Source organism: Streptomyces sp. E2N166 (genome assembly GCF_003671715.1).
Lineage (GTDB): Bacteria > Actinomycetota > Actinomycetes > Streptomycetales > Streptomycetaceae > Streptomyces > Streptomyces thinghirensis.
In genome coordinates, this window is record NZ_RAIF01000025.1 from 93,469 (window position 1) to 104,936 (window position 11,468).

9 protein-coding genes are annotated in these 11,468 nt (G+C 70.2%); 7 read left to right on the forward strand and 2 right to left on the reverse strand.

Annotated elements, in window-relative coordinates:
* Positions 1-250 precede the first annotated feature (250 nt).
* The 6 genes from EBH09_RS18415 (at position 251) to EBH09_RS18440 (ending at position 6,624) form a co-directional block, all read left to right on the forward strand.
* Positions 251-526 carry a hypothetical protein gene (locus EBH09_RS18415; protein ID WP_121748089.1) on the forward strand — a complete coding sequence of 92 codons (276 nt, stop codon included), beginning with the start codon at positions 251-253 and terminating at the stop codon, positions 524-526.
* Positions 527-668: 142 nt separating this feature from the next.
* Positions 669-956, forward strand: coding sequence for a lactococcin 972 family bacteriocin (locus EBH09_RS18420; RefSeq protein WP_121748090.1), 288 nt, complete (start codon positions 669-671; stop codon positions 954-956).
* Positions 957-1,084: 128 nt separating this feature from the next.
* Positions 1,085-3,202: a hypothetical protein gene (locus EBH09_RS18425; protein ID WP_121748091.1), complete on the forward strand. Its 2,118-nt coding sequence runs from the start codon at positions 1,085-1,087 to the stop codon at positions 3,200-3,202.
* 43 nt (positions 3,203-3,245) lie between these two features.
* Entirely contained in the window at positions 3,246-3,956 is a 711-nt protein-coding gene (locus EBH09_RS18430) for an ABC transporter ATP-binding protein (RefSeq protein WP_121748092.1), read from the forward strand.
* A 38-nt stretch (positions 3,957-3,994) separates the two neighbouring features.
* Positions 3,995-5,470, forward strand: a complete 1,476-nt coding sequence (locus tag EBH09_RS18435) for a glycosyltransferase family 39 protein (RefSeq protein ID WP_121748093.1) — start codon at positions 3,995-3,997, stop codon at positions 5,468-5,470.
* A gap of 65 nt (positions 5,471-5,535) precedes the next feature.
* Positions 5,536-6,624 (forward strand): AI-2E family transporter, encoded by a 1,089-nt coding sequence (locus tag EBH09_RS18440; protein WP_121748094.1) that lies wholly within the window; start codon positions 5,536-5,538, stop codon positions 6,622-6,624.
* Here EBH09_RS18440 and EBH09_RS18445 read toward each other — a convergent pair.
* Positions 6,552-8,720 (reverse strand): SpoIIE family protein phosphatase, encoded by a 2,169-nt coding sequence (locus EBH09_RS18445; protein ID WP_121748095.1) that lies wholly within the window; start codon positions 8,718-8,720, stop codon positions 6,552-6,554. The genes EBH09_RS18440 and EBH09_RS18445 overlap by 73 nt on opposite strands.
* Before the next feature lie 180 nt (positions 8,721-8,900).
* Here EBH09_RS18445 and aspS point away from each other — a divergent pair, with 180 nt between their 5' ends.
* On the forward strand, positions 8,901-10,664 hold the full coding sequence (gene aspS / locus EBH09_RS18450; RefSeq protein ID WP_121748096.1) for an aspartate--tRNA ligase: 1,764 nt from the start codon (positions 8,901-8,903) through the stop codon (positions 10,662-10,664).
* A 66-nt stretch (positions 10,665-10,730) separates the two neighbouring features.
* Here aspS and EBH09_RS18455 read toward each other — a convergent pair whose 3' ends face one another.
* Positions 10,731-11,336 (reverse strand): Uma2 family endonuclease, encoded by a 606-nt coding sequence (locus tag EBH09_RS18455; protein ID WP_121748097.1) that lies wholly within the window; start codon positions 11,334-11,336, stop codon positions 10,731-10,733.
* Positions 11,337-11,468: the final 132 nt, after the last annotated feature.

Consider the following 11,468-nt stretch of genomic DNA (forward strand, 5'->3'; position numbering starts at 1 on the left):
CATGATCACCTCGTTGCCGCTGGATAAAATGCGTCCGTGCCGCGTAACTTCTGGCACGTCCACTCGATCGGGCTGACCTCCGGGACGAGTGGCTTTCACGGGGGCGAGAGCAACACTCAAATCCCGCATTGGCCGCACGGCCAAGGCGTATTTTGGTGTGCCCGCTGATGCGGGTGACGGTGTACTGCAACACCGCGCGGCCTGCCCCCGCCGCATGCACATTTGAATGGGGGAAACACTCTTGCGCAGGATGCTTGTCCTCGGCCCGCTCGTCACGACTGTCATAGCGGTCGTGATTCCGTTGAGCGTCGCTGTTCCCGCCGAAGCGGCGCGGGGTTGGTCCGCACACTTCCAGTGCACCAAGAAGCGCATCTCGGACGACACCGCCCATGGGTTCGTGCAGGGGCACGGGACTGGAAAGACGGCGTCGGAGGCCAAGAAGGCGGCCAAGAAGAACGCCAACGACCAGATGCCCCGCGGGTACCGCGCGAAGCACTGCACCCAGAAGTCGGTCAAGAGGCTCTGATCCGTGGGCGGGATGATTCCCGCCCCACTTCGCCCGACTGCGTGTACGGGATGTCCCCGGCGACCTCGGGCGCACCTTTCGCATGCCCGGCAGGGCGATCCATCTGTGTCAAGCACATCAACGAAAGTGAGTAATCGTGCGTATGAAGACCGGTCTCAAGGCCGCAGCCGCCGCCGGCGCCATCGTGATGGCCGTCGCCACTCCCGCGCTGGCCAAGTCGGTCGACGTCAGTGGCGGCCGGTGGAGCTATGACGTGGGCGCGAACTACGCGTACTCGAACTTCTACCACAGCGTCAACTACCACTCGTCCTCCGTGCACGGAAGGAGCTGGGCCTACAGCGGCTGCACCGCGAACAAGAAGTGGTCCAAGGCTTCGGTGGAGAAGTCGAGCATCCACCCCAACAGCGCTCACTATGACGCGGCCTGCTGACGGACTGCCGGACACCGCTCTGAGCCGGTAGCCGCGTCCGACTGCGGGGAGACCCGTTTCTCCCCGCAGTCACTCTTCAGTGCTTGTTGTACGCGATGCGCTCCCGAGTGCCCGAGTCCAGGAAACCGATGCTCCACAGAGGTATCAAATTCGTCCACGCCGCCGTGCTGGTCACCTCCGCGATGATGGCCTTTCTGTTCGTGCGGGGCCTGGACGAGCAACTGGTGCTGGGCAATTCGGCTCAGGTCTGGGTGTTCGCGTCCGACGACTCCGTGAGCGGCGCCCAAGTAGCCCGCGATATCGCCGCGTTCTCGGACGAGCACGAGGTCTCGGTGGCTCGTGAGGTCCCCGACGCGAGGAACCCCGACGGACTGCGGCACCTCTATCTGGCCTCGGGCGGCGCGCAGTCGGACGCCGCATCATGGCCGCACGACGGCTACCCGGGCTTCAGCAGGCACCTGGACACGCGCGTGCACCCGATCGCCGACATCGGTCAGCGCGACCCGCGGGGCTTCTACTACGTCTTCGGATCGCCCGAGGCCGCCGACGCGTTGGTGGCCGAGTTCACCGGACTGGGCCTGCGCGCAAGCGTGCAGCACCCCCTCTCGGCCGGCGAACTGGCCCTCGCCTTCTCGGGCGACGACCTCTTCTGGACCTTCTGGGTGGTCGCTCTGGCCGCGGCGACGACGACCGGCGCGAGCGTGCTGCTGAGCGCCAAGGCGTACGGAGTGCTGCGCCTGCAGGGCAGGTCCGTACGGGACCTGCTCGTTCGCGACCTCGGGCAGCTCGCGGGGTTCTGGTCGATCGCCGCCTGCGCGGTGGCCGCCGGGACGCCCGCCCTCCTCGGTGTCTACAACGGCCTCACCTGGCCGGGGCTGTTCGCGTCGGTGGCCGTGACCCTCGCAGGACTGCTCGTGCTCCTGGTACTGGCCACCCATGCGGCCGCGCTCGTCCTGGTCTCCAAGGTCGGGATACCGCGCGCCCTCAAGGGCGAGCTGCCCGCGCGGGCCGCCCTCGTCGCCACGTACCTGGTCCGTGTCCCGGCACTGCTGCTGGCGCTCGCCATCGCCATGGACGTGGCCCTCGCGGGGCAGAACGTCATGGCGCGGCAGGACACCCAGGGCACCTACGCCCAGGCGGGCGATGCCGTCACCATCCGCCTCAACGGCAGCCTGGTGGGCGAGGAGAAGGAGGTCGTCACCCAGGTGGGCCGGTGGCTGCGCCGCGCCGACGCCGCGGGCGAGATCATCGTCGCCGGCCGCCGGGATCTCCAGGACGTCTCCTCCGACGCCCCTCTTCCGCCGGGTGAACTGCTCGTCGTCAACGAGACCTTTCTCGCCCGGCAGCCGGTCCTGGACCCGGCGGGCCGGCGGTACACCGCACCACCGCGGGACAAGCGGAACCCGGACGCACGTACGGTCCGGCTCATCGTCCCCGATTCCCTTGCCCGCCACACGGCGGACATCCGCGCGGGCGTACCCGACGTGTTCGGGCGACTCGCACCGGACGTCCGCCGGAATCTCGCGGTGGAGTCGCTGCGGGCGAAGGACGGTCAGCGTCTCTTCGGCTACAGCCCCGGCAATCTGAGCCCCAATATGGCCCATCGCCCCGACGACGACCGGTCCCTGGTGCGCGACCCGGTCCTCGTCGTCGTCCCCAATGGCTCGGAATTCCTCTCCGACGACACCTACACGTCCTTCGCCAGCCAGGAGGGGATCGTCTTTCCCGATCCCGACGACGCCCTGAAAGCGACCGCGGCGGACGGGAACGAACTGCGGACCTACGTGACATCCGTGCGTCCGGTCGGGCAGAACGCCGCGCTGAAGCTGAGGGACGCGGTGAACGACTTCCGGCTGCAGCTCTTCAATCTCGTCGCGGCCGTGGCCGTACTCCTCATCACCGGCGTCGGTGTCTGCATGATCCACTCGCGTCGGCGTGCCCAGACCATATTCGCCCGGCACATCAGCGGATGGAGGTTCACGGCGAACCATCGCTCCCTCCTCACCGCGGAGGGAGTTCTTGCCGTGTTCCTCGCCTGCTGGGTCCCCCTCCAGGTCTGGCGGCAGAACCAGGAGCTGGCGGAATTCACTGCCCGCGGTATTCCCGCTCCCTTCCCGGCCGTCCGGACGACCGGGACGGACTTCGCCGCCATCTCCGCTCTCGTCGCCGTCGAGGTCTGCGCCGTGCTCATCGCCCTCGGTGTATTCCACCGCCGCATCGTCAAGGAGGGGGCGGCCGATTCATGAGACCCACGCAGACGAAAGCCCTCCGGACCGCAGGAGCACCGTTGTGATCGAAATTGTGAAGCTGGCGAAGACCTTCGGCACCCGCACTCTGTGGTCCGACATCACCGTCAACGCCGACCGCGGCCACCTGCTGGCTCTCGTCGGACCCAGCGGATCGGGAAAGTCCACCCTCCTCAACTGCGTCGGCCTCCTGGACAGGCCGACCGCGGGGGAAATCCGTTACGAGGGGGCCGACATCACCCGATTCGGCCGGCAGGAGGCCCGTCGGTTCCGCCGCGACGTTCTCGGTTATCTCTTCCAGAACTACGCATTGATCGACAACGCCACCGTCGCCGACAACCTGGAGGTCTCGCTCAGAACGCGGCGGGCTCGGCGGGGAAAGGACGGCCCGCGCATCGCGGAGGCGCTGGAACGCGTGGGTCTGGCGGGCCGGGAGAAAGAGAAGGTCCACCAGCTCAGTGGCGGGGAACAGCAGCGTGTGGCGCTCGCCCGGCTCATGGTCAAAGAGCCTTCCCTGGTACTGGCCGACGAGCCGACCGGTGCCCTCGACCACGCCAATGCGACCGTGGTCATGGACATCCTACGCGAAATGAGCGATGCCGGATGCGCTGTCGTCATCGCCACCCATGACGACCGGGTCCGTGACCGGTGCGATTCCGTCTTCGCCGTCCACGAGAATTCCCTGCTCGTCGAATGCGAATCCTTTGCAGGCGCAGAGCCGCGGCCCCATTCGTCTCGCCCGGCAGCCCTTTGAGAGCTCGCACCACCACCCGTGAGGTTCTGAAAATCTTCATGCTTTCCCGGAAGACCTCCATACCCGTTCCACGGCGGCGCCCGCCCCTCTGGCCGGTCCCGGTCGTGTGGACCGTCGCCCTCGGCCTGTGGGGGCTGTCCCGGCAGCACAGCGTGTGGCGGGACGAGGCAGCGACCTGGCAGGTGGCCCGGCGGCCGGTCGCCGACATATGGCACATGCTGGGCCAGGTCGATGTCGTGCACGGGCTCTACTACCTGCTGATGCACGGTCTCTTCGAATGCTTCGGGCCCGGCACGACGACCCTGCGGCTGCCCTCCGTCCTGGCCATGGCGGTGGCCGCCGCCTGTGTGACGGTCATCGGCCACAGGCTGGCCGGAGTCTGGGCGGGCCTGGGCGGCGGGCTGGCGCTGGGGCTGCTTCCGGCCGTGCAGTTCTACTTGCAGGAGGGCCGCCCGTACGCGCTGACAGCGGCCGGCGCGGGAATCTCGACGCTGCTGCTGGTGACCCTGCTCCAGGGGCGTGGCCGAACGGCGCACTGGGCGGGCTACGCCGGCGCGGTCCTGGTGTGCGGGCTGCTGAACTGGCTGTCGTTGCTGATCCTGCCCGCGCACGCGGCGACGCTGTGGTGGACGCGGGCCGGGCGGGAGACCTGGACACGCTGGGCGGTGGCCTCGGCGGCCGGCACGGCCGGTGTCCTGCCGTTGATCCTCTTCAGCGGGCAGCAGTCCGGCCAGGTGTCCTGGATACCACCGCTGACCTGGCACATGATGATCGGTCCCGCGGTCCTGCTGACGATCGGCACCGTCGGCGCCCTGCTGGACCGGCCGAGGGCGGGCCGGTTGTCGGTGGCGGCCGTCGGCCTGCCGCTGCTGGCGGTGCCGCAACTCGGTCTGGCCGGTCTCTCCCTGATCCGTCCGCTGTTCCTGGACCGCTACGTCCTGTTCAGCATGCTGGGCCTGGCGCTGCTGGCCGGTGCGGGGCTGAGCGCGGCGGTGAGGGCCGTCGGGCCGCGGTTCCCGAGGGCGTCGTCGTGGCTCGTACCCGCGGTGGTCGCCGTCGCGGTGGTGGCGCTGCTGCCGCAGTCGCTGGCCGAGCGGTCCCCTGCCAGCCGGGTCGACGACGTGCTCGCGCCGGCGGCGGACGTGCGCAGGCTGAAGCGGCCCGGCGACGCGGTGGTCTTCATACCGGCGGCCCGCCGTGACGCCGCGTTGGTCTCCCCCGACGCCTTCGCGGGTCTGCGGGACGTGGCACTCCAGGAGAGCCCGGTGGCGTCCGGGACCCTGAAGGGCGTGGAGGCCGGACCGGCCCGGATACGGTCCGTGCTGCCGGCACAGCGGCGCGTCCTGCTGGTCACCGACGCGCCCGGCGTGGCCCGGCCGCCGACGGCGGGGCGTGACAAGGCGAAGGCCGCCGTGCTGGCGGAGTACTTCACCGTCGTGGCGGACGAGGAGGTCCGCGGCCGGCGCCTGATCGTGTACGAGCGGCGGTCTCGGCCTGACGAGGTGTCACGCTGACGCCCTGTCACCCGGGCGGGCGTCCGCGCAGGACAGCCCGCCCGGCGCGTGATCGGCTGGGGGGCGTGCAGCTGCTTCCCGGTCCGGTCCGTCGGTTCGCCGCCTGGTGCGCCGTCATCCTGCTCGCCAGCGGTGTCGTCTACGTCGCGATCCGGCTCTGCGTCGAGTTCCGCACCGCGGTGACGCCGGCGCTGCTCGCGCTGCTCGGCACCGCCCTGCTCAGGCCGCTGCACCGGTGGCTGGTGAAGGCGCACGTGCAGCGGTCGCTGGCCGCCGGGCTCACCTGTGTCGCGGTCGTCGCAGTGGTCGGCGGGGCCGTGTACATCGTGGTGTCCGCGCTCATCGAGACCGGCGACCAGATCATCGCCTCGCTCCGGGACGCGGCCAAGGACATCGCCGACCACTTCGGGGCGGCCGGGACCTCGCTGGAGGACATGGCGTCCAACGCGCGTGAGCTGCTGGGCAAGTTCGGCGGTACGGCCGCCTCGGGGGTGGTCACCGGGATCAGCGTCGTCGGCGAGATGCTCGCCATGGCGGTGCTCGCCCTGCTGCTCGTCTTCTTCTTCCTGCGCGACTCCGACCGGGCCGTCGGCACGGTGCGGGCCATCGCCCCGCCCGGCGCCGCCGACATGGTCGAGGCGATGTCCCGGCGGGCCTTCGGTGCCGTCGAGGGCTTCATGCGGGGCACCACCCTCATCGCCCTCATCGACGCGGTCTGCATCACCGTCGGGCTGCTCGTCCTGCGCGTCCCCGGTGCCGTAGGGCTCGGCGCGCTGGTCTTCGTCGGCGCCTACATCCCCTACCTCGGCGCGTTCATCTCCGGAGCCGTCGCCGTGCTGGTCGCGCTGGCCGACCGGGGCTTCGTCATCGCGCTGTGGGCCCTCGGGGTGGTCCTGGCAGTCCAGGTGCTGGAGGGACACGTGCTCCAGCCGGTGATCCAGAGCCGGACCGTGCAGATGCACCCGGCCATCGTGCTGCTGGCGCTCACCGCGGGGGCGTCGGTGGCGGGCATCCTGGGGATGCTCCTCGCCGTTCCCCTCACCGCGGCGGCGTTCGGGGTCGTCCACGAGCTCCAGGCGCGTTACGCGGCATCGGGGTCGCCGGCGGGGCCGCGGCCGTCTGCGGGGCCGCCTTCCGGTCCCGCGGACTCGTAGACCTCGTACCAGATGCTCTTGCCCTCGCCGCGCGGGGCGACTCCCCACGCGTCCGCGAGCAGCTCGATCAGCATCAGACCGCGTCCGGAGGACGCCATCTCCCCCGGCCGGCGCTTGTGCGGCAGGTCGTCGCCGCTGTCGGTGACCTCCACCCGGATCAGCCGCTCGCCCGGCTCGCCGACGACCTCGGCGACCAGCAGGGCGTCGGCGTCGGTGTGCACCAGGACGTTGGTCAGCATCTCGGAGAGCAGGAGCACCGCGGCGTCCCGCTGCTCCTCGTTCGGCCAGTCGTGCAGCAGGTCGCGCAATAGCTGCCGGGCGGTGGCGATCCGCGCGGGCTCGGCCTGCGCGACCGTCAGCATCGTGCGGCGCACCGAGGGCCTGGCCACGGTGCTGTCGCCGCAGCCGCAGCCCTCGCCCTGCCGGCACAGCAGCAACAGGGCGATGTCGTCCTCCCGCCGGTCGGCCAGCGGGCCGGTGGTGTGGTGCGAGGAGGGCCCGTGCACGGCCTGGACCAGTGCGTCGGCCAGCTGCTCCAGGCCGCCGTCGTGCTCCTCCAGGATCACGCGGAGGCGGTGCCAGCCGGTCTGCAGATCGTGGCCGCCGGTCTCCACCAGGCCGTCCGTGCACAGCATCAGGGTGTCCCCGGGTTCCAGGGCGAGCCGCGTGGTCGGGTAGTCGGAGTCCGGGTCGATGCCGAGGGGCAGTCCGCCCGCCGTGGCGAGGATCAGCGCCGTCCCGTCCGCCATGCGCACGACCGGGTCCAGATGCCCGGCGCGGGCGCTCTCCACGGTTCCGGTCGCGGGGTCGACCTCGGCGTAGTAGCAGGTCGCGAAGCGCATGTCCCCGGGGTCGTCGCCGGACTGGGCGAGACCGTGGAAGAAGTGGGAGGCGCGGGAGAGCACCGCGTCGGGACGGTGGCCCTCGGCGGCGTAGGCGCGCAGGGCGATGCGCAGCTGGCCCATCAGCCCGGCCGCGCGTACGTCGTGTCCCTGGACGTCGCCGATGACCAGGGCGAAGCGTCCCCCGGGCAACTCGATCATGTCGTACCAGTCGCCGCCGACCTGGAGGCCGCCGCCGGTGGGGACGTAGCGGGCGGCGACGCTCATGCCGGGGATCTCCGGGCCGAGCACGGGCAGCATGGTGCGCTGCAGTCCGTCGGTCAGCTCCCGCTGGGTCTCGGCGGCGCCGGCCCGGGTCAGGGCCTGCGCCAGCATCCGCGCCACGGTGGTCAGCACCGACCGTTCGTCCGGTGTGAACGCGACCGGATAGGCGAAGGCCGCCATCCAGGCGCCCATCGGGCGGCCCGCCACGGTCAGCGGCAGGAAAGCCCAGGAACGGCGGCCGAAGCGCTCGGCGAGCGGCCAGGTGAGGGGGTAGCGGGACCGGTACCGCTCGGGGGAGGAGAGATAGACGGCGCGGCCGGTGCGGACCGCCTCGGCGGCCGGGTAGTCCGTGTCCAGCGGCATGTTCACGAACGGGTTCATGTCGTTCTGCGGCTGTCCGTGGTGGCCGATGACCGTCAGGCGGTCGCCGGAGACCCCGAACACCGCGAGCCCGTCCGGGGAGAATCCCGGCATCGACAACCCCGCCGCGACCCGCAGCACCTCCTCGGTGGACCGCGCCTCGGCCAGTGCCCGGCCCGCGTCCAGGAGGAACGCCTCCCGGGAGCGGCGCCAGTCACCGGTGACCGCGCTGCGCCCGGCGGGCGTGCCCGGCGTCGGCTCGGCGACCTCCTGAAGGGTGCCGGTCAGCTCGTAGGCCTTGCGCACGGGGTCGAACGACGGCTTGGAGCGGCTGCGGACGATCCGGACGATGTGGCCCAGCTCGTCCATGATCCGGATCCGGACCTCGGCGAGGGTGCCCTCGGCGACGGCGAGCTGGACCACCCCGGTGATCTCGTTCCAGTCCACCGGATGCAGCCGGGCCCGCACCTGGGCCTCGGTGAGGCTCGTCCGTTCCGCGGGCAGCCCGAGCAGGCGGGCCGCCTCCGCGTCGAGCGTGACCTCTCCCGTGGCGGTGTCCCAGTGCCACAGACCGGTCGCGAGCGCGGCAAGGACGTCCCCTACATCGGGCAGGGGCTCACCAGTGCGCATTCATCCACTGTAGGAAGAGGTGATCGGAGACTGCCACCGGTCGCCCCCGGGCCCGCGCCGCGTCAATGGGGAGGAGGACAGCTGTGCCCGGCCGGTACGCTGGGGGTTGTTTCACGCTGGGGTTGTTTCACGTGAAACGCGGAACACCATCCCCGATCCACGAAGGCTGGATGAACGACGATGCATCGGTACAGGTCCCACACCTGCGGCGAGCTCCGCTCCTCTGACGTCGGCACCGACGTCCGACTGAGTGGCTGGCTGCACAATCGGCGCGACCTGGGCGGCATCCTCTTCATCGATCTGCGCGATCACTACGGCATCACGCAGCTCGTCGCCCGTCCGGGCACCGAGGCCTACGAGGCGCTGGACAAACTGACCAAGGAGTCGACCGTTCGTGTCGACGGCAAGGTCGTCTCCCGGGGCGCCGACAACATCAACCCCGACCTGCCCACGGGTGAGGTCGAGGTCGAGGTGGGCGAGGTCGAGCTGCTCGGCGCCGCCCAGCCGCTGCCCTTCACCATCAACGCCGAGGACGGGGTCAACGAGGAGCGGCGCCTGGAGTACCGCTTCCTGGACCTGCGCCGCGAGCGCATGCACCGCAACATCATGATGCGCACGGCGGTCATCTCGGCGATCCGTCACAAGATGGTGGCCCTCGGCTTCAACGAGATGGCGACGCCCATCCTCACCGCCACCTCCCCCGAGGGTGCCCGCGACTTCGTCGTGCCCTCCCGGCTGCACGCGGGCCGCTTCTACGCCCTGCCGCAGGCGCCGCAGCAGTTCAAGCAGCTGCTGATGATCTCCGGCTTCGACCGGTACTTCCAGATCGCGCCCTGCTTCCGCGACGAGGACGCCCGCGCCGACCGCTCGCCGGGCGAGTTCTACCAGCTCGACGTCGAGATGAGCTTCGTCGAGCAGGAGGACGTCTTCCAGCCGGTCGAGCGGCTGATGACGGAGCTGTTCACCGAGTTCGGAGGCGGCCGCGAGGTCACCTCCCCCTTCCCGCGGATCCCGTTCCGCGAGGCGATGCTGAAGTACGGCTCCGACAAGCCGGACCTGCGCGCCAAGCTGGAGCTCGTCGACATCACCGACATCTTCGCGGGTTCGGAGTTCAAGGCCTTCGCCGGCAAGCACGTCCGCGCGCTGCCGGTGCCGGACGTCTCGGGCCAGCCCCGCAAGTTCTTCGACCAGCTCGGCGACTACGCCGTCTCGCAGGGCGCCAAGGGCCTGGCCTGGGTCCGCGTCGGCGAGGACGGCACGCTGAGCGGTCCGATCGCGAAGTTCCTCACCGAGGAGAACGTCGCGGAGCTGACCAAGCGGCTCTCCCTGGCCCCCGGCCACGCGGTGTTCTTCGGCGCGGGCGAGTTCGACGAGGTCTCGAAGATCATGGGCGCGGTGCGGGTCGAGGCCGCCAAGCGCGCCGGGCACTTCGAGGAGAACGTCTTCCGGTTCTGCTGGATCGTCGACTTCCCGATGTACGAGAAGGACGAGGAGACGGGGAGGATCGACTTCTCCCACAACCCGTTCTCGATGCCGCAGGGCGGCATGGACGCACTGGAGAACCAGGACCCGCTGGACATCCTGGCCTGGCAGTACGACATCGTCTGCAACGGTGTCGAGCTGTCCTCCGGCGCGATCCGGAACCACGAGCCGGACATCATGCTCAAGGCCTTCGCGATCGCCGGCTACGACGCCGAGACCGTCGAGCGCGAGTTCGCCGGCATGCTGCGCGCGCTCCGCTTCGGCGCCCCGCCGCACGGTGGCATCGCCCCGGGCGTCGACCGCATCGTCATGCTGCTCGCCGACGAGCCCAACATCCGGGAGACGATCGCCTTCCCGCTCAACGGCAACGCCCAGGACCTGATGATGGGCGCGCCGACCGAGCTGGACGAGACCCGGCTGAGGGAGCTGCACCTGACGGTGCGCAAGCCGCAGCCGAAGTAGTCCGCCGACGGCACGGCGTAGGGCCCGGCACCGGAGCGATCTCCGGTGCCGGGCCCTTCGTCGTCGTCACGCCTGGTCCTCGCTCCGGTAGAGCGGCAGGTTCTGGGTCGGGATGGTCCAGTCGGCGATGGTGACGTCCTCGCCGTAGACGAAGTCCTTGCGGGTGGCGTAGCGGGGGCCGTCGGGGGTGGTGTGGATGTCCGTGAATACGGCGCCGGTGCCCGTGCGGGGGTCGAAGACCGCGTAGACGGGGATGGCGAGCAGGGGGTAGTCGCGCACTTTGCCCACCCAGTCGTTGCCCGGGTTGGAGCGGGAGACGACCTCGACGGCAGCGATGAGCGACCGAGGGTCGAACGACCCCTCGATGTCCATGTCCTCTTCGGCGATCACCATCAGATCGGGCCGTCGCATGACGCCTTCGGGCTCGTCCTCCACGTCCGGCTCACCGGTGTGCGCCACGATCTCTTCCGGCATCACCTTTTCCAGGCGCTTCCGGAGCCGCAGTGTGGTCAGCTCGTGCCGACCGCTGGGCGACATCATGTCGTGGACGATCCCTTCCTTGGTGATCTCGAACTTGCCGGGCAGCGTGTCGTCCGAGGACTGAACGAAGTCGCGCATGGCCCGGTAGAGGTGGGAGGCGCCCTGCTGTGCGTCGTCGGGTGCGATGGTCATGGCGCTCGCTCCTCGTCGGGTGTGCCCACGGGCTCGGGCAAGGATCGTCGAATTCATGCTAGGCGCTCTCTAGGTGATCGGTTCGGCAGTCGCGGCAGTGGCCTGGGGCCGGGGCCCGGAAGGGGCGGTCGC

Coding starts and splice junctions, on each gene's coding strand:
- EBH09_RS18445 (WP_121748095.1), bottom strand. CDS start 8,720: ATGCGCACTGGTGAGCCCCTGCCCGATGTAGGGGACGTCCTTGCCGCG.
- EBH09_RS18415 (WP_121748089.1), top strand. CDS start 251: ATGCTTGTCCTCGGCCCGCTCGTCACGACTGTCATAGCGGTCGTGATT.
- EBH09_RS18455 (WP_121748097.1), bottom strand. CDS start 11,336: ATGACCATCGCACCCGACGACGCACAGCAGGGCGCCTCCCACCTCTAC.
- aspS (WP_121748096.1), top strand. CDS start 8,901: ATGCATCGGTACAGGTCCCACACCTGCGGCGAGCTCCGCTCCTCTGAC.
- EBH09_RS18420 (WP_121748090.1), top strand. CDS start 669: ATGAAGACCGGTCTCAAGGCCGCAGCCGCCGCCGGCGCCATCGTGATG.
- EBH09_RS18435 (WP_121748093.1), top strand. CDS start 3,995: ATGCTTTCCCGGAAGACCTCCATACCCGTTCCACGGCGGCGCCCGCCC.
- EBH09_RS18425 (WP_121748091.1), top strand. CDS start 1,085: ATGCTCCACAGAGGTATCAAATTCGTCCACGCCGCCGTGCTGGTCACC.